The organism is Streptomyces sp. NPDC005423 (genome assembly GCF_040606415.1).
Taxonomy (GTDB): Bacteria; Actinomycetota; Actinomycetes; order Streptomycetales; family Streptomycetaceae; genus Streptomyces.
Genome location: NZ_JBEXET010000002.1, coordinates 450,210 through 476,831, shown reverse-complemented (window position 1 = coordinate 476,831; position 26,622 = coordinate 450,210). Strand labels below are relative to the sequence as shown.

The 26,622-nt window shown below is 73.5% G+C and carries 23 protein-coding genes and 1 pseudogene; 11 read left to right on the top strand and 13 right to left on the bottom strand.

The features are described from left to right. Positions 1 to 135: 135 nt before the first annotated feature. The 5 genes and pseudogenes from ABZT12_RS05975 to ABZT12_RS05955 form a co-directional block, all read left to right on the top strand. Positions 136 to 516: pseudogene (locus ABZT12_RS05975) on the top strand (3D-(3,5/4)-trihydroxycyclohexane-1,2-dione acylhydrolase (decyclizing)); the annotation flags it as partial. Positions 517 to 530: 14 nt separating this feature from the next. Beyond that, positions 531 to 2,042 (top strand): CoA-acylating methylmalonate-semialdehyde dehydrogenase, encoded by a 1,512-nt coding sequence (mmsA, locus tag ABZT12_RS05970; protein WP_356377908.1) that lies wholly within the window; start codon positions 531 to 533, stop codon positions 2,040 to 2,042. 196 nt (positions 2,043 to 2,238) lie between these two features. Next, complete coding sequence (locus ABZT12_RS05965; RefSeq protein WP_356377905.1) at positions 2,239 to 3,672, top strand: APC family permease; 1,434 nt, start codon at positions 2,239 to 2,241, stop codon at positions 3,670 to 3,672. 90 nt (positions 3,673 to 3,762) lie between these two features. Next, the gene (locus tag ABZT12_RS05960; protein ID WP_356377902.1) at positions 3,763 to 6,417 is read left to right on the top strand and encodes an alpha/beta fold hydrolase; all 2,655 of its coding nucleotides are present in this window, start codon (positions 3,763 to 3,765) and stop codon (positions 6,415 to 6,417) included. Next, positions 6,414 to 7,286, top strand: a complete 873-nt coding sequence (locus ABZT12_RS05955) for an ABC transporter permease (RefSeq protein WP_356377899.1) — start codon at positions 6,414 to 6,416, stop codon at positions 7,284 to 7,286. Before ABZT12_RS05960 ends, ABZT12_RS05955 begins: the two co-directional genes overlap by 4 nt. A gap of 85 nt (positions 7,287 to 7,371) precedes the next feature. Here ABZT12_RS05955 and ABZT12_RS05950 read toward each other — a convergent pair whose 3' ends face one another. Together ABZT12_RS05950 and ABZT12_RS05945 are read right to left on the bottom strand one after the other, a co-directional pair. Continuing rightward, complete coding sequence (locus ABZT12_RS05950) at positions 7,372 to 7,779, bottom strand: rodlin (RefSeq protein ID WP_356377896.1); 408 nt, start codon at positions 7,777 to 7,779, stop codon at positions 7,372 to 7,374. 307 nt (positions 7,780 to 8,086) lie between these two features. Beyond that, the gene (locus tag ABZT12_RS05945) at positions 8,087 to 8,497 is read right to left on the bottom strand and encodes a rodlin (protein ID WP_356377893.1); all 411 of its coding nucleotides are present in this window, start codon (positions 8,495 to 8,497) and stop codon (positions 8,087 to 8,089) included. Positions 8,498 to 8,756: 259 nt separating this feature from the next. Here ABZT12_RS05945 and ABZT12_RS05940 point away from each other — a divergent pair, with 259 nt between their 5' ends. The 3 genes from ABZT12_RS05940 (at position 8,757) to ABZT12_RS05930 (ending at position 10,470) form a co-directional block, all read left to right on the top strand. Beyond that, positions 8,757 to 9,167, top strand: a complete 411-nt coding sequence (locus ABZT12_RS05940) for a rodlin (RefSeq protein ID WP_356377890.1) — start codon at positions 8,757 to 8,759, stop codon at positions 9,165 to 9,167. Between the two features lie 318 nt (positions 9,168 to 9,485). Continuing rightward, positions 9,486 to 9,713: a chaplin ChpD gene (gene chpD, locus ABZT12_RS05935; RefSeq protein ID WP_356377887.1), complete on the top strand. Its 228-nt coding sequence runs from the start codon at positions 9,486 to 9,488 to the stop codon at positions 9,711 to 9,713. 112 nt (positions 9,714 to 9,825) lie between these two features. Continuing rightward, positions 9,826 to 10,470: a chaplin gene (locus ABZT12_RS05930; RefSeq protein WP_356377883.1), complete on the top strand. Its 645-nt coding sequence runs from the start codon at positions 9,826 to 9,828 to the stop codon at positions 10,468 to 10,470. Positions 10,471 to 10,807: 337 nt separating this feature from the next. On the opposite strand, the gene ABZT12_RS05925 is transcribed toward ABZT12_RS05930, so the two are convergent. Continuing rightward, positions 10,808 to 12,076: an FAD-dependent oxidoreductase gene (locus ABZT12_RS05925; protein WP_356377880.1), complete on the bottom strand. Its 1,269-nt coding sequence runs from the start codon at positions 12,074 to 12,076 to the stop codon at positions 10,808 to 10,810. Continuing rightward, on the bottom strand, positions 12,076 to 13,410 hold the full coding sequence (locus tag ABZT12_RS05920) for an ATP-grasp domain-containing protein (RefSeq protein ID WP_356377877.1): 1,335 nt from the start codon (positions 13,408 to 13,410) through the stop codon (positions 12,076 to 12,078). Before ABZT12_RS05920 ends, ABZT12_RS05925 begins: the two co-directional genes overlap by 1 nt. 151 nt (positions 13,411 to 13,561) lie before the next feature. Here ABZT12_RS05920 and ABZT12_RS05915 point away from each other — a divergent pair, with 151 nt between their 5' ends. Beyond that, positions 13,562 to 14,980, top strand: a complete 1,419-nt coding sequence (locus tag ABZT12_RS05915) for a glycosyl hydrolase (RefSeq protein WP_356377874.1) — start codon at positions 13,562 to 13,564, stop codon at positions 14,978 to 14,980. A gap of 19 nt (positions 14,981 to 14,999) precedes the next feature. On the opposite strand, the gene ABZT12_RS05910 is transcribed toward ABZT12_RS05915, so the two are convergent. Genes ABZT12_RS05910 through ABZT12_RS05870 form a run of 9 tightly spaced genes read right to left on the bottom strand, consistent with a single transcriptional unit; the run spans position 15,000 to position 25,428 of the window. Further along, positions 15,000 to 16,103: a GNAT family N-acetyltransferase gene (locus tag ABZT12_RS05910; RefSeq protein WP_356377871.1), complete on the bottom strand. Its 1,104-nt coding sequence runs from the start codon at positions 16,101 to 16,103 to the stop codon at positions 15,000 to 15,002. After that, positions 16,100 to 16,735 (bottom strand): lipopolysaccharide biosynthesis protein, encoded by a 636-nt coding sequence (locus ABZT12_RS05905; protein ID WP_356377868.1) that lies wholly within the window; start codon positions 16,733 to 16,735, stop codon positions 16,100 to 16,102. Before ABZT12_RS05905 ends, ABZT12_RS05910 begins: the two co-directional genes overlap by 4 nt. Continuing rightward, entirely contained in the window at positions 16,732 to 17,883 is a 1,152-nt protein-coding gene (locus ABZT12_RS05900) for a glycosyltransferase (protein WP_356377865.1), read from the bottom strand. The genes ABZT12_RS05905 and ABZT12_RS05900 overlap by 4 nt, the downstream gene beginning before the upstream one ends. After that, positions 17,880 to 18,647, bottom strand: coding sequence for a polysaccharide deacetylase family protein (locus ABZT12_RS05895; RefSeq protein ID WP_356377862.1), 768 nt, complete (start codon positions 18,645 to 18,647; stop codon positions 17,880 to 17,882). The genes ABZT12_RS05900 and ABZT12_RS05895 overlap by 4 nt, the downstream gene beginning before the upstream one ends. After that, complete coding sequence (locus tag ABZT12_RS05890) at positions 18,631 to 20,316, bottom strand: lipid II flippase MurJ (protein ID WP_356377858.1); 1,686 nt, start codon at positions 20,314 to 20,316, stop codon at positions 18,631 to 18,633. Before ABZT12_RS05890 ends, ABZT12_RS05895 begins: the two co-directional genes overlap by 17 nt. Continuing rightward, positions 20,313 to 21,650 (bottom strand): O-antigen ligase family protein, encoded by a 1,338-nt coding sequence (locus ABZT12_RS05885; protein ID WP_356377855.1) that lies wholly within the window; start codon positions 21,648 to 21,650, stop codon positions 20,313 to 20,315. The genes ABZT12_RS05890 and ABZT12_RS05885 overlap by 4 nt, the downstream gene beginning before the upstream one ends. Before the next feature lie 2 nt (positions 21,651 to 21,652). Then, positions 21,653 to 23,086 (bottom strand): exopolysaccharide biosynthesis polyprenyl glycosylphosphotransferase, encoded by a 1,434-nt coding sequence (locus ABZT12_RS05880; RefSeq protein WP_356377851.1) that lies wholly within the window; start codon positions 23,084 to 23,086, stop codon positions 21,653 to 21,655. Then, positions 23,083 to 24,288 (bottom strand): glycosyltransferase family 4 protein, encoded by a 1,206-nt coding sequence (locus tag ABZT12_RS05875; protein ID WP_356377848.1) that lies wholly within the window; start codon positions 24,286 to 24,288, stop codon positions 23,083 to 23,085. The genes ABZT12_RS05880 and ABZT12_RS05875 overlap by 4 nt, the downstream gene beginning before the upstream one ends. A gap of 54 nt (positions 24,289 to 24,342) precedes the next feature. Then, positions 24,343 to 25,428 carry a DUF3344 domain-containing protein gene (locus tag ABZT12_RS05870; RefSeq protein WP_356377845.1) on the bottom strand — a complete coding sequence of 362 codons (1,086 nt, stop codon included), beginning with the start codon at positions 25,426 to 25,428 and terminating at the stop codon, positions 24,343 to 24,345. A 258-nt stretch (positions 25,429 to 25,686) separates the two neighbouring features. Here ABZT12_RS05870 and ABZT12_RS05865 point away from each other — a divergent pair, with 258 nt between their 5' ends. Both ABZT12_RS05865 and ABZT12_RS05860 read left to right on the top strand, forming a co-directional pair. Continuing rightward, positions 25,687 to 25,926: a chaplin gene (locus ABZT12_RS05865; protein ID WP_356377842.1), complete on the top strand. Its 240-nt coding sequence runs from the start codon at positions 25,687 to 25,689 to the stop codon at positions 25,924 to 25,926. Between the two features lie 294 nt (positions 25,927 to 26,220). Then, positions 26,221 to 26,502, top strand: coding sequence for a hypothetical protein (locus ABZT12_RS05860; RefSeq protein ID WP_356377839.1), 282 nt, complete (start codon positions 26,221 to 26,223; stop codon positions 26,500 to 26,502). The last annotated feature ends 120 nt before the right edge of the window (positions 26,503 to 26,622 follow it).

The following is a 26,622-nucleotide window of genomic DNA, read 5'->3' as shown; positions in this document are numbered from 1 at the left end:
GATGGCGGAGCCGAGTTGGGCAGGTTCGCCGACTTCGGGACCGGCGCTCCGGACGGCCGGGTCCGGCCGTGCGTGTTTCCCGCCGGTGCGTACGGAGCGACGTCCGCGCGGACGGCCCACGCGGTGCGCACCTACTCGGAGGCGGTCGGCGCCGAACGGCTCGGCACGGCGTTCCGCCGCCCTCGGCCTGCCGAGGGTTCCCCCGCCGGGGCTGCGCTTTCCGGCGACCCCGCCGACCCCGCCGACCCCCTCGACCCCGCCGCCGACGCGGCCGGTCGGGGGATGCGCGTACCGCGCGCCAAGACCGTCCGGGAGCGGCGCGCGGCACTCGCCGGGGCGCGGGCCGCGGACACTCCCACTTGTGTCTACGCGGACACCGAAACCGCAGACACAGTGTCGGGCGCGCCCCCGGCGCAGGACTGGTGGGATGTACCCGTGGCCGCGACCGGGCCGGCCGCGGACAAGGCACGAGAGCTGTACCAACGGCACGTCTCCACCCGACGCCGCCATCTGTGAAGGAGCATCTGGGCATGACGAAGATCGTCAACCACTGGATCGGCGGAAAGCCCGTAGCGGGCACCGCAGCGGAGTCGGGCAGCTATGGGCCGGTCACCGACCCGGCGACCGGCGCGGTCACCACGAAGGTCCCCTTCGCCACCGTGGAGGAGGTCGACGCGGCCGTCGCCGCCGCCAAGGACGCCTACGCGACCTGGGGCACCTCCTCGCTCGCCAAGCGCACCGCCATCCTCTTCAAGTTCCGCGCCCTGCTGGACGCCAACCGGGACGCGATCGCCGAGCTCATCACCGCCGAGCACGGCAAGGTGCACAGCGACGCGCTGGGCGAGGTCGCGCGCGGCCTGGAGATCGTCGAGCTGGCGTGCGGCATCACCGTGCAGCTCAAGGGCGAACTGTCGACCGAGGTCGCGAGCCGGGTCGACGTGTCGTCGATCCGGCAGCCGCTCGGCGTCGTCGCGGGCATCACGCCGTTCAACTTCCCGGCGATGGTCCCGATGTGGATGTTCCCGCTGGCCATCGCGTGCGGCAACACCTTCGTGCTGAAGCCGTCCGAGAAGGACCCGTCGGCGTCGGTGAAGATCGCCGAACTGCTCGCCGAGGCCGGACTGCCGGACGGCGTCTTCAACGTCGTACACGGGGACAAGGTGGCCGTCGACCGCCTGCTGGAGCACCCGGACGTCAAGGCCGTCTCCTTCGTCGGCTCGACCCCGATCGCCCGCCACATCCACACCACCGCCTCCGCCAACGGCAAGCGCGTCCAGGCCCTGGGCGGCGCCAAGAACCACATGCTGGTCCTGCCGGACGCCGACCTGGACGCGGCGGCCGACGCGGCCGTCTCCGCCGCCTACGGCTCCGCGGGCGAACGCTGCATGGCGATCTCGACCGTCGTCGCGGTCGGCGCGGTCGGCGACGAACTGGTGGCGAAGATCCGCGAACGCGCCGAGAAGATCAAGATCGGCCCCGGCAACGACCCGGCCTCGGAGATGGGCCCCCTCATCACCGCCGCACACCGCGACAAGGTGGCGTCCTACGTCACCGGCGCGGCGGCCGAGGGCGCCGAGGTCGTGCTCGACGGCACCGGCCACACGGTCGAGGGCTTCGAGGACGGCCACTGGCTCGGCATCTCCCTCCTCGACAAGGTGCCCACCACCGCCAAGGCCTACCAGGACGAGATCTTCGGCCCGGTGCTGTGCGTGCTGCGCGTCGACACCTACGAGGAGGGTGTCGCCCTCATCAACAACTCGCCGTTCGGCAACGGCACCGCGATCTTCACCCGGGACGGCGGCGCGGCCCGCCGCTTCCAGCTGGAGATCGAGGCCGGCATGGTCGGCGTGAACGTCCCGATCCCGGTCCCCGTGGGCTACCACTCCTTCGGCGGCTGGAAGGACTCCCTCTTCGGCGACCACCACGTCTACGGCAACGACGGGACGCACTTCTACACCCGCGGCAAGGTCGTCACCACCCGCTGGCCCGACCCGGCCGACGCCCCGACCGGCGTCGACCTCGGGTTCCCGCGCAACCACTGAGAGCGGCCGGGGGCCGTCCGCATCGCGGACGGCCCCCTTTTTTTCGCCCCGCGCGCTGCGGTTCCCGCACGGCGCGGATCCACGGCCGGCACTGCTCCGAAGTGCCGATCACGGCTCCCGTGCCCGGTGATATCTGCGGATTCCGCAGGTGAACACCCATTGACGTGACGGTTTACGTCCCTGTTCCATCAGCCCCGTGACCGACACCCTCCCCACCGCCGAGGCCCCCGAGGCCGCCCTCGCCGAGGCGCCGGACAGCTCCCGTGGTCCGCGGCAGCTGAAGCGTTCCATCGGCATCGTCGGCGGCACCCTGCTGACGCTCTCCTGCGTGACGCCCGCCTCCACGCTCTTCGTCGTGGTGCCCGACCTCTTCGGCACGCTCGGCACCGCGACCGCCCTCACGATCGCGATCGGCTCCCTCCTCTGCGTCGCCGTCGCGTTCTGCTACGCCGAACTGGGCACCCTCATCCCCAGCGCCGGCGGCGAGTACGCCATGGTGTCGACGCTGGCGGGCCGGCTGGCGGGCTGGCTGGTCTTCGTCCTCTCCCTGCTCGTCGTGATGATCGTCCCGCCGGTGATCGCCATGGGCACGGCCGACTACCTCGCGCCGATCGTCCACCTCGCCCCGGCCCCGACCGGCGCCGGCGTCATGCTCCTGGCCACCCTCGCCGGCCTGCTGGACCTGCGGGCCAACGCCTGGATCACCGGCGTCTTCCTGGTCCTCGAAGTCATCGCGGCCGGAGTCGTCGCCCTCCTCGGCTTCACCCACGCCCACCGCGGTGCGGGCAGCCTCGTCTCGATGCGGGTGGCGGGGACGGGCGGCCACACGGACACCGTCACGGCCATGCTGGTCGTCTCCGGGCTGGCGATCGCCCTCTTCGTCACCCAGGGCTTCTCGACCGCCGTCTACCTCTCCGAGGAGCTGGAGAACCCGCGCCGCGACGTCGCCCGCACGGTCATCGCCACCCTCGCGATCTCCACCGTGATCATCCTGGTCCCCGTGGCCGCCATCACGGTCGGCGCCCCGGACCTCGCCGCCCTCACCGGCGGCGACATCGGCCGGATGGTCACCGCCTGGTCCGACTCCGCCGTCGGCACCTTCGTCAGCCTCTGCGTCGCCCTCGCCATCATCAACGCGGGCATCGTGATGGTCATCCAGAACTCCCGCGTCCTCTTCGCCTCCGCCCGCGACCAGGCCTGGCCCGGCCCGGTCAACTCCCTCCTCTCCAGGCTCGGCCGTTTCGGCTCCCCCTGGGTCGCCACCCTCGCCGTCGGCGTCCCCGGGGCGGTGCTCTGCTTCGTCGACCTACACACCCTGTACGGCGTGACGGGCGTCTCGGTGACCGGCATGTACCTCCTCGTCGCGGTGGCCGCCCTCCTCGCCCGGCGCGGCGCGCACGGCCGCACGCACGCGTGGCGCATGCCCCTGTGGCCCGCGGTGCCGATGGTGCTGATCGCGGTCCTGGCGTACGTCCTCAGCCGACAGGAGACCGGATACCTGCTGTGGACGGGCGGCATCACGGCGCTCGCCACCCTCTACTGGGCCCTGTACCTCCGCCCGCGCAAGGAGACCCGGTGGCTGGTCTCCCTCCCGGAGGACCAGCGCGCCCTCCCGGAGGCGTCGGAGTAGCCGGCCGTACACCAGGCGCGGTACGCCGGGGCCGCCGGGTTCCCCCCAGGGTCTGCCCCGACTGTCGGAGGCGCCCCGTACCGTTGACGCATGGATCTTCGACTCCCCGGCTGGCGGGCACCGCGACGCCCCCGGCGCCGGACGGCCGCCGTCGCCGCTGCCGCCGTCGTCGCGCTCGCCGCCGCGGGCACCTGGACGGCCGTGGCCTCCGACACCCCGCCGGAAGTGCACCGCTCCGACCGTGTCATGGCCGTCGACGGCGTACGCCTCGACACCTCGTACTTCACCTCCGGCACGTCCGGCCGCCGCCCCGCCGTCCTGCTCGCGCACGGCTTCGGCGGCAGCAAGGCGGACGTACGGCAGCAGGCCGAGGACCTGGCCGCCGACGGGTACGCGGTGCTCACCTGGTCGGCCCGCGGCTTCGGGAAGTCGACCGGCAAGATCGGGCTCAACGATCCCCAGGGCGAGGTCGAGGACGTCTCCCGGCTGATCGACTGGCTGGCGAAGCGGCCGGAGGTCCGGCTCGACAAACCCGGCGACCCGCGCGTGGGCGTGGCGGGCGCTTCGTACGGCGGCGCGATCTCCCTGCTCGCCGCCGGACACGACGACCGGGTCGACGCGATCGCCCCGGCGATCACGTACTGGAACCTCGCGGACGCGCTCTTCCCGAACGGCGTCTTCAAGAGACTGTGGGCCGGCATCTTCGTCAACTCCGGTGGCGGCTGCGCCCAGTTCGAGCCGCAGCTGTGCGCGATGTACGAGCGGGTCGCCGAGTCAGGGAAGCCCGACGCCCAGGCACGCGCCCTCCTGGAAGGGCGTTCACCGTCCGCCGTCGCCTCGCGCATCAACGTGCCGACGCTGCTGCTCCAGGGCCAGACCGACTCCCTCTTCCCACTCGGCCAGGCCGACCTGGCCGCGAAGGCGATCAAGGCGAACGGCGCCCCCGTGGACGTCGACTGGATCGCGGGCGGCCACGACGGCGGCGACCTGGAGACCAGCCGCGTCCAGGCGCGTACCGCCTCGTGGTTCGACCGCTACCTCAAGGACGACCCGCACACCGACACGGGCCCGGCCTTCCGCGTCACCCGCACCGGAGGCGTCGACGCCACCGACGGGGCCGCCCTGCTGCGGGGCGCGAGCGGTGTCACCTACCCGGGCCTGGAGAGCGACCCGCGCTCCCTCGCCCTGTCCGGCCGGCGCGAGCAGAGCTTCGCCAACCCGGCCGGCGGCAGCCCGCCCGCCGTCTCCGCCCTGCCCGGCCTCGGCGGCTCCGGCGGCCTCTCCCAGCTCTCCGCCCTGGGCGTCGGCATCTCCCTCGACTTCCCCGGCCAGTACGCCCGGTTCGACTCGGCGCCCGTCGCCGACGACCTCCGGATCACCGGCTCGCCCCGGGTCACCCTGCACGTGAGGTCCACCGACGACGAGGCCGTCCTCTTCGCCAAGGTCTACGACGTCGGCCCGTCCGGCACCCAACAGGTGCTCCCCTCCCAGCTGGTGACCCCCCTCCGGGTCGAGGGATCCAGAACCGGCAAGGACGTGACGGTCACCCTCCCGGCCGTCGACCACGACGTGCAGAAGGGCCACCACCTCAGCCTGGTCCTCGCCTCCACGGACCTCGGATACGCCTCGCCCGCCGCCCCCGCGACCTACACCGTCACCCTGAGGAGCGGTCTCGACGTCCCGACGGCTCCCGGCGTCACGACCGCGGCGGCTCCCCTGCCGTCCTGGGTGTGGTGGCTCCCGCTCGCCGGCGCGATGGCGGCGCTGGCCCTGCTGCTGGCCGGCCGCCGGCGCACGGTGTCCGCACCACCCGACCCCGAGCTGGCCGAAGTCCCGCTCCAGATCACCGGGTTGAGCAAGCGGTACGCCAAGTCGGCGGACCGGTACGCGGTACGGGAGCTCTCCTTCCGCGTGGAGAAGGGCCAGGTGCTGGGCCTCCTCGGGCCGAACGGCGCCGGCAAGACGACCACGCTCCGCATGCTGATGGGCCTGATCGCCCCGGACGCCGGCGAGGTACGCGTCTTCGGCCACGCGATCCGGCCGGGCGCGCCCGTACTGTCCCGGGTCGGCGCCTTCGTGGAGGGCGCCGGCTTCCTCCCGCACCTCTCCGGCCGCGAGAACCTGGAGCTGTACTGGCAGGCGACCGGGCGGCCCCCGGAGGACGCCCAGCTGGCGGAGGCCCTGGAGATCGCGGGCCTCGGTGACGCGCTCGCCCGCGCGGTCCGCACCTACTCCCAGGGCATGCGCCAGCGCCTCGCCATCGCCCAGGCCATGCTCGGCCTCCCGGACCTGCTCATCCTCGACGAGCCGACCAACGGGCTCGACCCGCCGCAGATCCGCGAGATGCGCGAGGTGATGATCCGTTACGCGGCGGCCGGCCGCACGGTCATCGTCTCCAGCCATCTGCTCGCCGAGGTCGAGCAGTCCTGCACCCACCTGGTGGTGATGGACCGCGGCCGGCTCGTCCAGGCGGGCCCGGTGCGCGACATCATCGGCTCCGGCGACACGCTCCTGGTCGGCACCGGCACCCCGCTCGACGAGCCCGTCGTCGAGAAGGTCGCCACCCTGCCCGGCGTGGTCTCCGTCGTCCCCACCGACGACGGACTCCTGGTCCGCCTCGGCCCCGACGGCAGCGCACCCCGCCTGATCGCCGAACTCGTACGGCTCGAAGTGCCCGTCGCCTCGGTCGGCCCGCACCGCCGGCTCGAAGACGCCTTCCTCACCCTGATCGGAGGCTCCGCGTGAGCACCCTCGCCAACGGCCCGGCCCCCGTCGAGGTCGCCGCCGGCTACCGGGCCGGCCGCACCCTGCCCCTACGGGTGGAGCTGCTCCGGCAGTTCAAGCGCCGGCGCACGCTGGTCATGGGCGGCATCCTCGCCGCGCTGCCCTTCGTCCTGGTCGTCGCCTTCGCGATCGGCGGCACCCCGGGCGAGCGCAACTCCCAGGTGACCCTGATGGACACGGCCACCGCGTCCGGCGCCAACTTCGCCGCGGTCAACCTGTTCGTCTCCGCGGGCTTCCTGCTGGTCATCCCGGTCGCGCTGTTCTGCGGGGACACCGTCGCCTCGGAGGCCGGCTGGTCCTCGCTGCGCTATCTGCTGGCCGCGCCGGTGCCCCGGGCCCGGCTGCTCTGGTCCAAGCTGGTCGTCGGCCTCGGGCTCTCCCTGGCCGCGATGATCCTGCTGCCGGTCGTCGCCCTCGCCGTCGGTACGGCCGCCTACGGCTGGGGCCCGCTGGAGATCCCCACCGGCGGCGCGCTCTCCGCGGGCACGGCGACGCAGCGGCTGCTGGTGGTCGTGGCGTACCTCTTCGTCTCCCAACTGGTCACCGCCGGGCTGGCGTTCTGGCTCTCCACGAAGACCGACGCACCCCTGGGCGCGGTCGGCGGCGCGGTCGGTCTCACCATCGTGGGCAACGTCCTGGACGCCGTCACGGCCCTCGGCCACTGGCGCGACTTCCTGCCCGCGCACTGGCAGTTCGCCTGGGCCGACGCCGTCCAGCCCCACCTGGAGTGGTCGGGCATGATCCAGGGCGCGTCGATCTCGGTGACGTACGCGCTGGTGCTCTTCGCCCTGGCCTTCCGGGGCTTCGCGGGCAAGGACATCGTCTCCTAGGGGTGCCGTAGGGGCCCTGGGGTGCCCCGGACACGCAGAACGGCGGGCCACCGGGAAGACCGGTGACCCGCCGTGGAGTTGGTGCTCAGCCGTTGCCCGCACCGTTGCCGGACAGGACCGGGATCTGGTCCAGGATGTGCGACAGCGCCTCGTCGCCCTTGGCCTGCGTCGAGTTCTCGACGCACTGCTGGTTCTGCGGGGAGGACAGGACCGAGACGTCCTGGACCGCGATCGGCACAAGACCCACGAGGGAGCCGACGTTCGCCTTGGCGGGCAGGCCGATGCAGGGCTTGTTCAGCGAACCCTGGACCAGCGACAGCTGCGGGCTCATGTCACCGAACGTGGCCGAGTTGCCGAACGCCTGCGAAGCGCCGTTGCCGCTCGCGGACGTGGTGCCGCTGTCGTCACCGATGGCAAGCGCCTGGGGGGCGGCCGCGGCGCCGATACCGGCGACGGAGGCGGCAATGGCCGCGGTTGCCCACAGCTTCTTCATGTTCGTTCCCTTCGAAAAGCGGACTCCGGGGAGGAGCTGCATGATCGTCAACGGCCGTAACCCGTCCGGGGTTGCGGACTGTGCCCCGATCGGCCCAGCGTGCGGAGCGCGGATCACGCCCCCGAGTGCGCCGTGCCCCGCACCCCGCCGCCGGCGGTTCCCGACCGCCCGGTGACGGCGGCCGGCCGGCCCCCGGCAGGCCGGCCGCGGAGACGGCGAAACGGGCCGCCGTTGCTCTCGGCGGCCCGTCGGCCGGGCTCGGAGACCGAGCCCAGGGTTCTGCGGTGAGTCCGGTGATACGCCTGGATCAGTGGTTGGCGGTGCCGTTGCCGGACAGGACCGGGATCTGGTCCAGGATGTGCGACAGCGGCTCGTCGCCCTTGGCCTGCGTCGAGTTCTCGACACACTGCTGGTTCTGCGGCGAGGACAGGATCGGGACGTCCTGGACGGCGATCGGCACGACACCCACGAGGGAGCCGATGTTCGCCTTGGCGGGCAGCCCGATGCAGGGCTTGTTCAGCGAACCCTGGATGAGCGCCATCTGCGGGCTCATGTTGCCGTACGTGGCCGAGTTGCCGAACGCCTGCGAGGCACCGTTGCCACTGGCGGACGTGGTGCCGTGGTCGTTGCCGATGGCCATGGCCTGCGGCGCGACGGCAGCGGAGGCACCGACGACGGATGCGGCGACCGCGGCGGAAGCCAAAACCTTCTTGATCACTTGCTAGTCCCTTCTGGAGAAACCCCGTCCACCGGAGCGGTCTGGTCAACTGCTCCGGGCCGCGTTGGATGCTGCCGTTCACTCCGATGGCCTATCGCGACGACCGGGCGCGGAGCCCGTCGACCCCCCCGGTTTTCCGGGAATTCCGGGCCGTCTGACGATCCACCCGGGTGAACTCCCGCAACCATTCGGTCCGTTCGGGGTTGATGCCGACGCAGACACATCTGTCTTGGCCGTGAGGCCGGGAAAGGAAAGCGAAATGCTGAAGAAGGCAATGGCCGCGGCGGCGGTCGCCGCGTCCGTGGTCGGCGCGTCGGCGGCGGTGGCGCCCCAGGCGCTTGCCATCGGTGACGACAGCGGCACCACGTCCGCGAGCGGCAACGGCGCCCACTCCGCGTTCGGCAACTCCGTGACCAAGGGCAACCTGAGCCCCCAGGCCACGCTGGTGCAGAGCTCGCTCAACAAGCTCTGCGTCGGCCTGCCGCTCAAGGCGAACGTCGGCTCCCTCGTGGGTGTCGTGCCGATCGCCGTCCAGGACGTCCCGATCCTGTCCTCGCCGCAGAACCAGCAGTGCGCCGAGAACTCGACGCAGGCCAAGGGCGACGAGCCGCTGTCGCACCTCCTGGACCAGATCCCGGTCCTGTCCGGCAACGGTGTCGCCAACCACTGACCGGTCACCCCGAAAGGGCCTGGGCCGTCCCGCATTCCGTACGGCTCTCTCGTGCGGCGGGCCGGCCCGGGCCCTTTCCGCTGTCCGCTGTCCACTGTTCGCTGTTCGCTGTTCGAGGAAGCGTTTCCTCGGATATGGGGGTCTCGAAGCCGTTCGCGCGCGAAGGCGTTGGAGTGAATTCGCGGGCGACACGCGTTCCGTAGTTTCTTCGCTCGTCCGTCCCTCGTTCTACAGCCTGCGGGTCATGGTGCGAGCCATTCAACTGGGCTCGCTCGGTTTCGGCCGTCACAGGGCATGACCGCGGAGAAGGGAAACTTCATGAAGAAGAGCGCAGCTGTCGTCACCGGCGTGATCATGGCTCTAGGCATGGCCGCCCCGGCCTTCGCCGACGCCGGCGCCGAGGGTGCCGCCGTCGGTTCCCCGGGCGTGCTGTCGGGCAACGTCATCCAGGTCCCGATCCACGTCCCGGTCAACGTGTGCGGCAACTCCATCAACGTGGTCGGCCTCCTGAACCCGGCGTTCGGCAACGTCTGCGTCAACGACTGACGTCATCCCGCTCCAGCCGCACCGGCTGTGGCACGGCCGGCCCCGGAGCGAGCTGTTCGCCGTTCCGGGGCCGGTCTTTTTCCCACTTCTACCAGCAGGAAGACCACGAGAAATGCGACAGACCCTGAGCAAGGGAATGGTCGCGGCCGCCGCCGCGACGAGCATTCTGTCCCTGTACGGCCAACCCGCCATGGCCGACGCACAGTCCGTCGGCGCCGCCACGGACTCGCCGGGTGTCGCCTCCGGCAACAACGTCTCCGTGCCGGTCGACGTACCGGTCAACGTCTGCGGCAACACCGTCGACGCGGTGGCCGCGCTCAACCCGACCTTCGGCAACTCCTGTGCCAATCAGTCGAGTTCGCACCACCAGACCGCGCAGCACCGGTCACACGACGAGGACGCCTACGGCTCCTCGGACGAGGGCCCGGGGTACGGCTCGGACCACGGCGGAGGCGGCACCGGTGGCTACGGTGACACCCCGCACCACTGCGACCACACCCCGCCGCCCACGGGTGATCACCACTCCCCGCCCCCGACCGGAGGTCACCGCACACCCCCGTCCACCGGACGCCACCACACGCCCCCGACCACGGGCCGTCACCACGCGCCGCCCGCCACCCACGTGCACTACGCGGCGCCGCCCACCCTGGCCCACACCGGCAGTGAGGCCATGGTGGCGACCTCGGCGGCCAGCGCGGCGCTGCTCGCCGCCGGCATGATCCTGTACCGGCGCGGACGCGCCGAGTCCCGTCGCTAGTGCCGCAGCTGGCGACATTCGTCCCGTCGCGACGCCATGCACGCGCTCTCGCCGCACCGGCCGAAAGCCCGAGTGTGTCCAGTCCGTCCAGTGACGACTTCCGGCCGGCCCTTTCCCGGCCTCCGGCCGGGGGGACCCGCAGAGCACGCACCTGACGCCGCTTTTTCACGGGCAGACGTTGCCTGCCGCGGCACTGGCGCCGGTCGTCCGGATCGGGTCGCGGAGGCCGGGCCGGCGGTGCCGCCCGGGCGCCGCCGCCCCGCGACCTGATCCGCCGGACAGGCACCGGCGCCCCGGGTGCCGGACGTCCGCGTCCGGTACCCGTTCGGGCCGTGGTTCAACGGTGTGCGGCGGTCGGGACCCGGTGGCGGAGCGGGTTCCCGGAGGCCGGGATCGTCTCGCCGCGCGGGCCGGTGCGCAGACGGCGCCGTACCCCGCGTACGAGGGTCCCCGCCGTGAAGGTCGCGCCGTGGACGAAGCGCATCGCCGGGCCGAAGCCCGAGGCCGTGAGCAGGCCCGCCATGAAGAGACCGGGGTGGGAGGCCTCGAAGTCCCGGCCGATCTCGGGGGAGCCGTCGGCCAGCGTCGCCAGGGCGCCGCGCAGTTCGGGGGAGAGCAGGCCGAGGCGTCCGGTCGTCGCCCTGAACCCGGTGGCCGCGATGACGTGTTCGGTCTCCAGTGACCGCACCACCCCGCCCGCGCGGTCGATCGTTGCGAGGCGCACCCCGCCCGGCACCGGTCCGGCCGCCGCGATCTCGCGCCCCAGCAGCACCTCCACGGCCGGCTCGACCCGGTCGCGTACCCACCAGGCGCCCGCGGGGCCCAGCGCGGTGGCCGCGATCCGGGCCCGGGTGGACTCGGGCAGGCGGTGGAAGAGGGCGGGGCGTTCCGCGTAGAACCAGTTGCGCCAGCCGCAGCCCAGGCCGCTGTGCGGGGCGCGGGCCGACTGCCACCGGGGGCGCTGCCAGGGGGGCGGTACGTCGTTCCAGCGCAGCTCCTCGGCACGGGCCAACACCCGTGCCCGGCAACCCAGTTCGGCCAGCAGGGCGGCCGTCTCCAGGGCCGCCTGGCCGCCGCCGACCACCGTGACGTCCCGGCCCCGGAAGCGGTCCAGCGAGCTGTGGTGGCTGCTGTGCGAGACCAGCGCGGGCGACAGGCCCCGCAGCGCCGGGGGGATCTCGGTGAACGGCATGACCCCGACCGCCAGCGCGACCGTACGGCCGTACACCACCGTTCCGTCCTCCGTCACCGCCTCGAAGCCGCCGGGTACGGGCGCGATCCGGACCACGGTGCGTTCGTCGATCTCGGGCACGGCGTGCCGGGCGAACCAGAGGCCGTAGTCGGCGAACATCTCGACCGGGATGGGTTCCGCGTGCCGGGCCGTCACGCCCCGCCGGGCGCAGTACACGTCGAGCCGCCGGCTGCCCCCGGGGTCGGACAGGTTGGAGGCCCAGGGCTCGGACTTGAGGAACATGCCCCGGGGCATGTGGTCGCGCCAGGACGCCATCGGCCGGCCGAAGACCCGCAGGTCCAGCCCGGCGGCCGCGGCGTGGGACGCGATGGACAGGCCGTACGGGCCCGCGCCCACCACCAGCAGGTCGTACATCAGCAGCTGCTCGCTTTCTCGTCGTCGGCCAGCACACCGGACAGGGCGCCGGACAGATCGTTGGACGGGCCGGGGGACGCGTCGTCGGGGCGTGCGTCGGGTGCTCCGGCCGGTGCGGGCACGCCGGCCGGGCCGGGCGCGGCGGGCGCCGCCGGGTTCGCGCCGCCGAGCCGCTGCCGGAGCCGGCGGAGCACGTGCAGACCCCACAGGGCCCACATCGACCGGCCGGGCCCCGGGTCGTCGGCCGCGTGCCAGGCCAGCTCGCGTCCGGCCGGCGCCGGCCGCAGCGCGCTGAGCGGCGCGTAGTTCTCCACCACGAACTCCCGCCCGGGCAACGGCAGTTCATCCGGCAGCGGACGCCGGGTCAGGTCCAGATGCAGGGCGCGTACGACGTCCAGGCCCGCGCCGTCGGCGAAGAGCCGGAACTGGGCGCCGGGGCGCGGGTTGAAGTCGAGCAGGTGGTAGTCGCCGGTGGTGCCGCAGCGGCGGAAGTCGAGGTCGAGGATGCCCCGGTAGCCGAGTTCGCCGGTGAGGCGTTCGGCGAGCGTCCGCACCCGGGGGTTGGGCGTCCACCGGCCGACCGCGGTCAGGCCCGCGCCGCGCGGCCACGACAGCTGTTTGCGGCCCGCTCCGCCGCCGCGTACCGCGCCCGCACGGTCGACGTAGCCGTGGAAGAACCAGTCGCGGTCGGGGCCCGGCGGCAGGAACGTCTGGAGGAGCAGCCGGCTGCCCGCCTCGTCGGTGCGCAGGTACAGCTCGCGCGCCTCCTGCGCCGAACGCACCACGACTGTGCTGCGCAGCCCGGTCCCGGCCGGCAGCAGCCAGGGCCTGCTCCACTTCGCCACCACCGGAAGCCCCAGCCGCCAGGCGGCGGACGCGGCCTGGGCGGGGCTGTCCGGGATCAGTGTCCGCGGGTGCGGCAGACCGGCGCCCGCGCAGACGGCGGCCAGTTCGGCCTTGTCGGCGACCCGTTCGGGCAGCGCGCAGGGCTGCTGCGGCAGCAGGTAGGCGGGCGCCAGCTGTTCCCGCAGCCGGCCCACGGCGATCGCGCTCGCGTCGTCCATCGGCACCAGTACGGCGGGACACGCGATCCGGGCGGCCACCCGGCGCAGCACCGCGGCGATGTCACCGGGGGATGCGCCGGGCGGCGGCGGGGGATGCAGCCGACGGACGAAACGGGAGGCGCGGACGGGGCTTCCGGTGGAATCGGCGACCACGTGCACTTCCACTCCCGCACGGCCGAGCGAGCGAACGGCGCCCAGCGTTCCGTGGTGAAAGGGATTCCGGTCGATCCGCAGCAGAACGGCGGGGACGCGGGTGTCGAGCAGCGACACGGACTTCTTCTTTCGGCTCAAGTCACTCGTGCGGGCGATCAAAACACTCGTTAGCCGTAATGCCGCTGGCGCAATTCGCATTCATATGACTGAGTGTCAGTAGCGGACAGAGCAGAGGCAGCGGACAGCGCGAGAGAAGGGAGGAGCAGGCATGGCTCCACAACAGCGAAGGCCCCGTGGCGGACGGCTGGCCGTCATCGCCGTGACGGTCGCCGCGTCGGCGGCACTGGCATCGGGTCCGGGTCACGCCGCGGGGGTGGCGCGGGCCGCCGAACCTCCCGCTCCGGGTCCGGCCTCGCCGGCGCCCGCGGGGGTCGGCCCGGCCGTCCAGCCCGTTACCCCCGCTGTTCCGAAGACCCCGGTCGTTCCGAAGACCCCGGTCATCCCGAAGGCGCCGGAGGCCGTCCCCCCCGTCACCCCGTCCGCCCCCTCGGCCGTCCCCGCACCGTCCTCCGCCGTCCCGGCCGTCCCCGTCCCGCCGTCGCTCGCCGCGCCCGTCGCCGCGCCCGGACCGGCTCCGCCCGCCTTCGGCGCCTACCTCGACTTCGGTGCCCAAGGGGTGGCCCGTATGGCCGAGTTGAGTCACTGGCTGGGCGGCGCCGAGCTGCGCGTCGGCCACACGTACCTGCCGGGGGACCGGTGGAGCAACATCGAGGGGCCGCCCGGTTTCCTCGACGTGTGGGCGGACTGGCGGCGGGAGCGTAAGGACCGGATGCTCGTCCTGAACGTGCCGATGCTGGAGCGCAACGAGGAGAACGTCTCCGACCCGGAGGTGCGCCGGCTGCTGGGCGACGGCGCCGCCGGGGAGTTCGATCACCACTTCAGGGCCCTGGCCGAGCGACTGGTCGCGCTGCGGGCGACGGACACGGTGATCGTGCTCGGCTGGGAGATGAACGGCTCCACGTACACCTCTCGCTGCGGGCCGGACCCGGAGGCCTGGAAGAAGTACTGGAACAGGATCGTCACCACCATGCGTTCGGTGCCGGGCCAGAGATTCCGTTTCGACTTCGCACCGAGTCGCGGGCGGGATGCCATTCCCTGGACGGAGTGTTATCCGGGGGACGACGCGGTCGACATCGTGGGTATGGATTCATACGACCAGCCTTCCGGGCTGACCTTCGACGAACAGGTGAAAGAGCCCTACGGACTCCAGGCACAAGTGGATTTCGCCACATCCCACGGCAAACCCATTTCCTATCCTGAATGGGGACTCTTCCGCAACGGTGACAACGCGGAATACATGCGCGGCATGCTCGCCTGGATGGACCAACACAAGACGCTGTACAACACGCTGACCGACTACTGCCCGCACGGTGTGTGGCAGTGCGGGCAGAACCCCCAGTCGTCGGAGATCTACCGGTCGGCCCTCTTCGGCCGCACCGACGACGCCCCTGCGACGGTCCCCAAGCCCGCCAAGCCGAGCAGACCGAGCAGGCCGCCCGGCGTGCCCACCCCGCCGACGCCGGAGCACCCGGAGAACTGCTCACCCGTGGAACTGGGCGACTGGGTCGAGTACTGGCTCGGCGGGAAGCTCTGCGTGCGCCTGGACTGGTGGCAGCGCGGCCGGTGAGCCGGAGGCGGCGGCCCGCTCAGGAGTCGTCGCCATCGCGCTCCCGCCACCTCCGTACGGCCTCCTTGCCCCGGCGGCGCGCGGCCACGTCGCAGACGACCGCCGACATCAGCGGCGCGGTGCGCCGCCGGGCCATCAACAGCCGCTGGTTGACGACGGGTTCGGGCCGCCAGTGGTACTTGTACGGCTCCTCGCCGCGCAGCAGGCTGAGCGTGCCGGGCCCGTCGGCGCCGGTGTGCTCGGCGCACGCGTCGAGCAGCATCACCGCCACGTCCGCCTTCCGCTCCCGCAGCCGCGGATGCGCCCCGTACAGATAGCCGCCCGCGAGCCGGCGCGAGAGCAGGGTGAGGTCGACGGCGACGACGTCCTCGTCGAGCCGGAACTCGGTGACGACGGCGTCCCCGGAGCGGACCATCGGACCGACCGAGCGCACGAGGTGCTCACAGAACCGCGTCTGGAGATGCTCGGACGTCACCTTCCGTCCCTGCCACTGGAGTTGGTGCAGTTCGAGCAGCCGCCGCAGCGCCCGGTCCACCCCCTCCGCCTGTACGATCCGGCGCTCGACGCCGAGGGCGGTCAGCCTGCGGAGCTTGGCGCGCACCCGCTGCGCCTTCGAGGAGGGGAGCCGGGCGACGAGTTCGTCCATCGGGACGGCGGGCAGCTCCAGGCAGAGCGAGTCGCTCACCCGGCGGCACGGGCCGCTCCAGCGGTCGTAGACCCGCTCGACGGCGCCGCCCGGCCGCACCTCGCGGAAGTCGATCAGCGCGGTGCGGGCCGCGGCGGCGAGGCCCTCGGTGAGCGCGGCGACCGCCCGGTCCCCGCGCCCGTCGTCGAGCAGGACGTCCCCGTAGTCGGAGATCGCCCCGCCCAGCGGTACGAGCGCGGGTACCGGGCGGCGGACCAGCATCAGGGGGGCGGCGGCGACGAGTTCGGCGCCGTCGCGCACCAGGAGCAGCCGCAGCCGGCCGGTTCGGCCGTACGACAGCCACCAGGAGTGCAGCCATGCGTGGCTCTGGAACGGGGTCGCCGCGCCGCACTCGCGGTAGAGCCGCCCCCAGGCCGGGGCGAGCCCGGCGAAGGAGCGGTCGTCGGTGACGAGTTCCGTGGTGTACGACCGGTTCACAGGACGTCGGCCGCGGTGGCCGGGCTGGGCACCGAGGCGGGGCGGCCGGGCTCCTCCACGACGACGCGGCGGGGCCGGACCAGCAGCGCCAGGCCGCCGAGCAGTCCGCCGGCGCTCGCGCCGACCAGGGTCGTCACCCGGGGCGAGGCCGAGGTGGGGGCGGTGGGCCTGACGGCGCGGGCGAACTGCTGGAGTTCGACGTGCGTACTCGACTTGGTGTCGTTGGCGTGCACGGTCAGCGAGCGGGAGACGGCGTTGGCCATGTCGGCGGCGAGGTCGGCGCGCGAGGAGGTGGCGGTGACGGCGACCATGGGCGCGTCCGGCGAGGTCGCCGTCTGCACGCTCGACTGGAGCGTCCTCACCGGTACGCCCGCCCACACCTGGGCGTCGCCGAGCACCGCGAGCTGGGTGGCGACCCGGCCGTAGGCCTGCGCGAAGCCGAGCGCCGAGGACGGGTCGGCCTTGTCGGTCGGTACGGCGACGACGTAGCTGGTGGCCGTGTAGGTGGGGGGCTTCAGGACGCCGTAGCCGCCGCCGAGCAGGCCGCCGGCGACGATGCCGGCCGCGAGCAGGCTCCAGGCGGGGAACGCCCTGGCGTGGGTGAGGGGGAGGTGCTGTCGGTTCTCGGTCATGCGGAACTGGCTCCCTGGAGTGAGGGGGACGACGGGCTGGAGACCGCGGCGGCGTACACGTCCATGAGCTGGGCGGCGCTGCGGGCGATGCTGTAGTGATGGGCGGCTTCGGGCGCGGTGCGCGGACCCGGCCCCTCGGCTCGCGAAGCCGCCAGTGCGCGGGCGAACTCCGTTGGCCCGCCCCGGACTTGGCGGGCGCGGGCCGCGCTGTCCGGCGGCAGGTCCTCGATCGCGGGGCAGGAGGTGTAGAGCACCGGGAGGCCCGCCGCCAGGCCCTCCAGGACGGCCAGACCGAAGGCCTCCTCGGGGGACGGCGAGGCGAGCAGATCCATCGCCGAGGTGAGCGAGGGCAGGTCGGGGCCGGGGCCGCCGTCGCGCAGGTAGGGGCGTTCGCCGGTGAACAGCACCCGGTCGGCGACGCCCGCGCGCCGGGCGGTGCGCCGCAGCGCGGGCTCCTCGGGGCCACCGCCGACCAGCAACAGCCGGTAATCGGAGGGGAGTTGCGCGAGGGCGTGGACGAGGACGCCGAAGCGCTTGGCGGCGGTGAGGCGGCCGACGCCCCCGACGACGTACGCGTCCGGAGGGAGGCCGAGGTGCTCGCGGGTGCGCAGCCGCTCGGCCGGGTCGAAGCGGAAGCGGGCCAGGTCGATGCCGTTGGGGACGATCTCGATGCGGGGCGCGGGCACGCCCCACCGGCCGAGGCGGTCGGCGACCGTGGGGGAGACGGCGACCGTGCAGCGGCCCAGGCGTTCGCTGGCGAGGTACAGCGCGCGGATGCCCGGGGTGAGGCCGCGGCCCTCCATCTGCGAGTCGCCGAGGGAGTGTTCGGTGGCGACGACGGCCTTGACACCGGCCAGCCGGGCGGCGATCCGGCCGTAGACGCAGGCGCGGTAGAGGTGGGTGTGGACCAGGTCGTAGCCGCCGTCGCGGATGATCCGGACCAGGCGGGGGAGGGCGGCCAGGTCGCGGTTGCCGGCCATCCCGAGGTGGTGGACGCGCACCCCGTCGGCGGTCAGCCCGGCGGCGACCGCGCCGGGGTTGGTGAGTGCGACGACCTCGGACTCGACGGGCAAGTGCCGCAGCAGCAGGCGTAGTTGCTGCTCGGCACCGCCCACGCCGAGGCCGGTGATGATGTGCAGGGTCCTCATCGCAGCCCCTCCACGGGACGCCGGCGCAGCCGGTGCAGCCGGTACTTGAGGAAGAGTCGTACACCGGTGTCGTTCTGCCCGATGTGGATGCGGGGCAGCGCGTGCGGGCCGTTGAGCGGGCCGGGGTCGATGGCGCAGGCATAGGTGTAACCGGCTTCGCGCACCGCGTCGACGGCGCGCTGGTCGAGGGTGCCGTACGGGTAGCAGAACCCCTCGATCCGGGTGCCCGTCAACTCGGCCAGCAGCGCCCGGCTTTCGGTGACCTCGGCGCGCAGCGCGGTGTCGTCGGCCCGGGTGAGGTCGACGTGGGTCAGGCCGTGCGAGCCGATCTCCACGCCCGCCTCCGCCGCCTGCCGGATGCCGTCGGCGGTCAGCAGCGGCTTGCGCGGGCCCAACGGGTCCCAGGCGTTCTCACCGCCGAGCCGGCCGGGCAGCACGAACAGGGTGGCTCCGCAGCCCCAACGGCGCAGCAGCGGAACGGCGTTGTCGACGAAGTCGGTGTACCCGTCGTCGAAGGTGAGACCGACCAGGTCCCGGCCCTCGCCCCGGGCCCGGGCGGCGAGCAGCTCCACCACGGAGACGCCCCGCAGCCCGCGCCCGCGCAGCCAGTGGAGCTGCCGTTCCAGACGGTCGGGGGTGACGGTGATGCGGTAGGGGTCGTCGGAGCAGTCGCCCACGGAGTGGTACATCGCCACCCACGGGACCGGGCCCGGGCGGGGCGTGACGCGTCTGCCGGTGGTGGGGGTATCAACGGAAGCGGCCATGCGTGAGCCTTCGTGTGACGGAACGTACGGAACTGAGGGCGGGGGCGAAGCCCTGGGCGTCCAGGGCCCACCCGAGCAGGACGAAGACGACGGTGACGGTGACGGCGCCGGCGGCGAGACCGGCCGGCGGGGCGGCCACCCGGTCCGCGACGAACGCCCCGGCCACGGTGGCGACCAGTGCGGCGCGCAGCGGCCGGGTGAGTTCCGCCAGCACCCGGCGGGTGCGGATCGGGACGCTGCGCGGGCCCGTGCCGCACAGCAGGAGAACGGCGGCGACGGTGATGCCGGTGGCGTTGGCGGCGGCGATGCCCAGCACGCCCCAGGGGCCCACCGTGCAGGCGCCGATCCAGGCGGTGGCGACGATGCCGGCGGCCATCGCGCCGACCGGGTACCAGGTCGGGCGGCCCGCCGAGAAGAACGAGCGGACCAGGACGCCCACCAGCGTCTGGCCGAGCAGTCCGAGCGCGTAGATCCGCATCACGCCCGCCGTCGCGGCCGTGTCCCCGGGAGTGAACTGGCCGCGCTGGAAGAGGAGTTCGATGATCTGCGGGGCGCAGGCGATGACCGTGGCGGCGCCCAGCAGCACCAGGCAGGAGGCCAGGGCGAGATCCCGCTCCACCCGGTTGCGGGCCCGCTCGGTGTCGCCGTCGGCGAGCGCCCGCGCGACCACCGGGAAGGTGACCGTGCACACCATCAGGGAGAGCATCATCGGCATCTGCGCGACCTTCTGCGCGTAGTTGAGATGGGAGATGGCGCCGGCCGGGAGCGGGGAGGCGAGGAAGCGCTCGATGAGGATCTGCGACTGCCGGCAGAGCGCGAAGAGCAGGACGGTCGCGAACAGCGCGAAATTCATCGGACGGGCCGCCGTCCCGGTGGCGACCGGCTGCGGGCCTGCTTGCCGGTCACCCTTCAACTGGCGCCACAGCGACGGCACTTGCACCACGACCATGAGGAGGCCGCCGACCGCGACCCCGGCCGCCGCCGAGCGCACCCCCCAGTGGCCGCCGAGGGTGAACATCCCGGCGATGATCCCGGCGTTGTACGCCACGTAGATCGCCGCGGGCGTCAGGAACCGGCGGTGCGCCCGCAGGACCGCGCTGCAGTACCCGGCCAGCCCGAAGCTCAGTACGCAGGTCGCGGTGAACCGGGTGCAGTCGACGGCGAGCGCGGGGTCGGGCAGGCCCGGCGCCAGCGCCTCCACCAGATAGGGGGCCGTGCCGACGAGCAGCGCCGACACCGCGACGAAGGCCAGCGTGAGCCGGGGCAGGGTGGCGCCGACCAGGGTCCGCACCGGATCGCCGTAGCCGCCCCGGGCGCGGCGGGCCAGCGCCGCGCTGAAGGCGGGGATCAGGGCGAACGCCAGCCCGTCCTCGATGAGCAGCGTGGCCGCGAACTCCGGCAGGGTCCAGGCGACCAGGAACGCGTCCGTGTCGCTGCCGGCCCCGAAGAGCCGGGCCAGCGCCTGGTCCCGGACCAGGCCCAGCAGCGCCCCGGCGACCGCCAGGGCGGCCGTGACGAGGGCCGCCCTGGCGAGCAACCCCCCGCCGAGCGGCGCCTGTTCGGCTGCCGGGGCCTCGGCCGGCGCCGACGGGGCGGCGCGCGCCGACGGCAGCACCAGCGCACCGTCGGCGTCGGCGGCCGTGTCGGCCCGGGGAGGCGTCACCGTCATCGCGCCAGCGCCTCCTCGACGGCCGCCCGCACCGGCGCCGGCGCCACGGGCAGCGGCTCGGCGGCCCCGCCGGCCAGCGGCCACCAGGCGGCCAGCCCGAAGCAGACCGCGGTCAGCACGGTGGAGGGGCCGCCGATGTCGGCGTAGCAGAAGTCGATCAGCTGCCAGATCAGGAGACCGCTGGAGACCAGCGCGCACTCCAGGCCGGGGCGCCCGGTACGGCGGACCAGGACCAGGCCGCGCAGCGCGCGGACGAGCAGGGCGAGCCAGCTGCCGGCCAGCGCGACCAGACCGATCAGGCCCTGTTCGCTGAGGACCAGCAGGTACATGTTGTGCGGGGAGAGCAGTGGCTGTTTGAGGTAGCCGGAGCCCGCGCCGGCCGTGTCGCTGCCCGAGGAGAGCGCCAACGAGGCGTGTCCGTCCCGGTGTTCGGGGAAGCCCTTCAACCCGACGCCGGTCAGCGGGTGTTCGCGCCACATGCCGATCGCGGCGGCCCACATCGTGTAGCGGTCGGTCACCGACTGGTCGGGGGCGTCGGTGACCCGGCCGATGCTGTCGACGCGCTCCTGGAGCAGCGCCGAACCCACCCCGAGCCCGCCGACCAGGACCACGCCGGCGGCGACCGCGACGGCGGCCACCTTCAGGGCGCGCCGCAGCCCGGCCAGCGCCAGTTGCACCGCACAGGTCACCGCGGTCGCGATCCAGGCGCCCCGGCTGAAGGAGAGCGCCAGCGGGAGCAGCAGCGCGAGCCCACAGCCGACGGCAACGGCCCTTTCCCGTACGGCGGTTCGGCCCAACGCGAGGGCGAGGGCGCACATCAGACCGAAGGCGACCACGGTCGCCATGCCCATCACGTCGGTGGGTCCGAAGGTGCCCACCGCGCGGATGTCCTCGCCCTGGTAGGAGGCGCCGGTCCGGGTCAGGTACTGGTGCACGCCGACCGCTCCCTGCCACAGCGCCAGGCCGACGAACGACCAGGCCAGCAGCCGGAAGTCGCGGCGGTCGCGGATGAGCAGCACCACGGCCGCCGGGACGAGCACGAAGATCTGCAGATAGCGGCCCAGACCGCCGATCGCGGCGCCCGGCGAGGAGGCCCCCATGGCGGCGACGGCGAGTCCGAGTACCGGAACTCCGAGGACGGCGGCGGCCGTTGGGGACAGGGGGCGCCGCCGGTGGCGTAGCAGCCGGAGCGCGCAGTACAGCACGGTCAGGCCGGAGACCGCGTCGGCCGGGCCGGCCCCGCCCGCTCCCGACGCGGCGACCGGCAGACCGAGCAGGGCGATCACGGCGATCACCGGGAGGACGGGCAGGACGGCGCGTACGTGGTGGTTCACGGTCAGCTCCCCGTCGGGCGTACGAGGGTGGCCGCGGTGCGCAGCAGGATGCAGACGTCCTGCCACAGCGACCAGTTGTCGATGTACGCGTTGTCGAACCGGCAGCGGTCCTCGATCGAGGTGTCACCGCGCAGCCCGTTGATCTGGGCGAGTCCGGTGATGCCGGTCCGCATCCGGTGCCGGGCCGCGTAACCGGGGTAGGTCTGGCTGAACTGGCCGACAAAATAGGGGCGTTCGGGCCGTGGGCCGACCAGGCTCATGTCGCCGCGGAAGACGTTCCACAGCTGGAGCAGCTCGTCCAGCGAGGAGTGCCGCAGGAAACGGCAGAAGCGGCTCATCTCGTGCTCGTTCGCCACGCTCCAGCGGGTCGCGGCCTCGTGCGCGTCGACCGGCCGGTGGGTGCGCAGCTTCAGCAGCGTGAACGGGCGGCCGTCCTGGCCGATGCGCTCCTGCCGGAAGACGACGCCCGGCCCCTCGGTCAGCCGCAGCACCGTCGCGCACACCAGCAGCAGCGGACCGGCCACCAGCAGCAGCGCCCCCGACACCAGCACATCGATCGCCCGCTTCCCCGCGCCGCCCCGCCGCCCTGACCCAGACTCCAGCCTGCGGCACGAGAATCCGGCCAGCTGGTCCCGCATCTCGTACGACGGCGGATCGGCGTCCACCTCCCAGACCGCGCAGCCCGACTCGGCGAGCGCCCGCAACAGCGGCCGCTGCGCGGACCGTACGGCGGGATGCACGGTGAGTACGGCCCGCACCCCGTTCTGGATGAGCGCCCGCTCGACCTCCTCGCCGGTGGTCAGCACGGGCAACCCCCCGGGGCCGTCCGGGTGTTCGGCGACGACCCCGACCGGTCGCACCCCGCACTGCGGATGCCGCAGCACCGCCGCCGCCACCCGCTGCGCGGTCGCCGCCGGACCGATCACCAGCGCGCTGCGCGGGCGGGTCAGCAGGATGCGGCGGCTGCGCGCGTGCACCACACCCCGCGCCGCGCAGTCCGCCGCCGAGTGCAGGAGGAAGCCGAGCAGCAGGGTGCGCGCGGAGAGCGAGCGGTCGGGCGCGTACGCGGCGACGAGCGCCCCGACCGCCAGCCAGACGACCGCGATCCGGCCGCAGACGGCGGGCAGTTCGTCCAGCACCCGCGGCACCGTCCGGGGCCGGTGCGGGCGCAGCAGTATCGCCCCGGCGACCAGCAGCCCCACCAGGAGCGGCCGGCGGGCCGCGCCGGTCAGCGCCGAGGCGCCCAGCAGGGCGGCGGCGAGATCCGCGGCGAGCAGCGGCACCGGCGAGGCGGGACGGGCGGGCGGCCGGCGCGGCGGGAACCGGAAACCGCCCCCGCCGCGCCGGGTGATGACCGGGACGGGGGAGAGCCCGTGGTCCCGCGGCTGTCCGCCGAGGGAGGGGACGGTGCTTTCCGCAGTGCTTTCCGCAGTCACGAGTGGATGGACTCCCTGCACTCGGTGGGCGTGACGGCCGCGTTCCTCCGGTGCGCCTCCGGGGCGCCGGAGCCGGTGCCGAGCAGCTCGCGGTAGACGCCCGCGATCGCCTCGGCGGTGTGCCGCGCGTCGTGCGTGGACAGGACGTACTGGCGCCCCTGGTGGCCGAGCGACTCGCGCAGCAACGGGTCGAGCAGCAACTCGGCCACGGCCCCGGCGAGCGCGGCCGGGTCGTCGGAGGGGACCAGGGAACAGGACGTGAGACCGGGCGGCAGGCTCTCGCGGGCGCCCGCCACGTCGGTGACGACGACCGGCCGCCCGCACGCCATCGCCTCCAGCGGGGCCAGCGCCATGCCCTCCCAGCGGGACGGCAGGACGACCAGATCGGCGGCCTGGTACCAGGGCGCGACATCCTCCACGGCGCCCGCGAACAGCACCGACTCCGGTGCCCCGGCCCGCAGCGCACCCTGCTCGGGACCCTCACCGACCAGCACCAGCCGAGCCCGCGGCACCCGGTCCAGCACCTCCTCCCAGGCGCGGAGCAGCACGTCCTGGCCCTTCTGCCGGCACAGCCGCCCCACGCACACCACCAGCGGCGCGGCCGGATCGACCCCGGCGAGCTCCTCGATCCCGGCCCGTACGGTGTCGACGGCGGCCGGGTGGAAGCGCTCCGGATCGATCCCGTTGGGCACGACGCTCCACCGGCCGCGGATGCCGGCCCGCAGCCCGGTCCGCCGCTCCGCCTCGCTGACGCACACGATCCGGCCGGCCCACCGCGCGCCGTACCGCTCCCAGCCGCGCGCGAGCCCGGCGGTCACTCCGCCGACGGCCTCGAACGACCAGGCGTGCGGCTGGAACACGGTCGGGATCCGGCCTCGCACGGCGAGCCGCCCGGCCAGCCCCGCCTTCGCGCTGTGCGCGTGCACCAGATCGGGCCGCACCTGTTCGATCACGCGGGTGAGCCGCCGTACCTCGTTGGGGAGGGCAGGGCCGGGCGAGCGGGTCGCCTCCCACCGGCGTACGTCCGCGCCGAGCGCGCGCAGGGCGGTGGCGAGGCCGCCGTCCGGGCAGGCGACCGTGACGTCCAGGCCGGCCGTGAGCTGGGCCCGCGTCAGCTCCACGACGACCCGGGCGACTCCGCCGTCCACGGGCTGGGTGAGGTGCAGGACCCGGGGCCGGGGGGCGGTTGCTGGCTGGTGCATTGCGCGGTTTCCTCGCTCACGGACGACGCTCGGGACTGCGGGCGGGAACGCGCCTCACTGCTGGGCGTCGACGGCGACGAAGAGCGCCCCGGCCCAGGCCGCGTCCCGTGGCGCAACGAGCCGGAAGGCCAGCTGGTCACCACCGGAGCGCAGAGCCGTGCGGAGATCGAACACATCGGAGTCGTAGCCGAGCGTGTTCGCGTACGCGGGCGCGCGCTCCGCCGGAGCCGCCCCCGGCTCGCTGACCGTCGAGTTCAGTACGTCGTCGCGCGGGTTCGCGCCGTCGCCCAGGGCCACCGGCGCTGTACGACCGGTCGACAGTGTGAGCGAATCGCCGGTACGGCCGCGGTCGCCGTTGTACGCCACCAGCCCGGCACTGCCCCCGGCGCCCACGGGCAGCCGCAGCCCCCGCGCCCCGACCGCGAGCTCCGCGCCGGGGCCCAGCGCCTGGAACCCGTCCCACAGCGCGAGGTGACGGAGCGGCTCCCGCGCCTTCTCGTACGCCACGACCAGCGTCCAGCCGCCCCAGGCGCCCGCCGCCGACCTGCCCTTCGCCACGTTGACCTGGGCCACGGTATAGAGGCCCGAACCGCTCGTCCGTACCAGCCGGGTGACGTCCGCCGAGGCCTGGTAGGCGTCCGCGCCGCCGGCCTTCCGGTGGCCCACGACGGTGTCCGCGAGCACCTCCTTGTACCGGCCGCCGGGTTCGGCGATCAGCACCCGTCCGTCGTCCTTGGGCGGCTTCTGCTCGCCCACCCGGAGGTTGCCGCCCCAGTACAGGCGGGCGTACGAGGGCCGGGCGCCCGCGGGCAGGCGCAGCCGGGCGCGGGAGGAGTTGTAGGTGTTCGGGTCGCGGTCGACGTCGATGTAGGCCATGTCGAAGTCCCCGTTGGCGGCGCCCGCGCCCGCGCGCGCGGCCGGACACGACGCCTCCGCCGTACGGCAGCTGATGGAGGAGTTGGCCGCCCGGACGATCCCGCCGTGCTGGAGCGCCCGGTAGCGCTGGGTGAAGGCGAGGCGCTCCGACTCCGGGGCGGGCGGCGCGGCGGTCCGGGCGGCGGCGGCCGGCGCCCCGATCGTGGCGAGCGTGAGGACGCCCGCCGCCGCGCGGCGCAGCAGCGGACCCAGTGAAATGCGCATGACCGGCGTCGCCCTTTCGAGAAGCACGACCCCTATGAGTGCGATTTGCTGGCTATAGGGGTACTTCGGAAGATGCGCAACTCTAGTCGCTATCCGTATTAATCCGGAGAAACGTGACAAGTGTGTCGGAATGGTGCAGTGGTGCCTCCGGTGGGATCACCCCATTGGCGGCGCAACCCCGCTGGGCGTGGCGCGTTGACTCAGCGCCGGGCACCCCCGCCCGGATGTCTGTTCCAACCCTCCAAGGAGCACCTCTCCATGTCGCGTATCGCGAAGGGCCTGGTCCTCACCTCCGTCGCCGCCGCCGCCATGGCCGGCACCGCCGGCATCGCCGCCGCCGACAGCGACGCGCACGCCGCCGCAGTCCACTCCCCGGGCGTGCTGTCGGGCAACGTCATCCAGGTCCCGGTCCACATCCCGGTCAACCTCTGCGGCAACACGATCAACGTCGTCGGCCTGCTGAACCCGGCGTTCGGCAACACCTGCGTCAACAACTGACGTCCCCGCGCATCCCTTCGGCCGGCCGTCCTCCCGTGGTCACCACGGGCAGGCGGCCGGTTCGCGTCGTCCCGGCCGAGCGGCCCCGGACGCCCGCCGCTTTCCGTTCCCGGCGCGCCGCGGCCAAAATTCCATGGATCTCATATGAGAACGGGTAACACGCAGGAGGCGCACGCCGCATTCGAGTGGCCCGCGGAAAATTGCTGCGTACGGGTTTCCCCTCCGGACGCGGATCGTTGGGCACGGCGACAGAATTCCCCCTGGTGACATGAGTCGCCGAAGAAAGGAAACGCGATGAAGTCCCTGAAGGCCGCCGCTGTCGTCGCCGGATCCGTCGTCCTCGCCGGCGTGACCGCGCCCGCGTTCGCCTACGACCGCGCAGACCTCACGCCCACCAGCCTCAACGGCGCGGTGAACACGCTCACCAAGGGTCCCGTCGACGCCATGCCGCTCCAGCACCAGTCCAACGCGCTGGACACCGAGAACAAGGGCTCCGTGCTCAACGCCGTGAAGGGCGCGGCCGGTTCGCTGAACCAGCACAACCCGCTGCTCGGCGGTCTTCCCCTGCAGAGCTGAGCCGCCCCGCGTCGGGGGCCGGTCCCGCACGGGACGGAACCGGCCCGCCGCGCTCCCCGGCGCTGTTCGAGCCGTATCCCTCGTTCGTGTGGAGCCCGGGCGGCCGATCCCCCGGTCGGG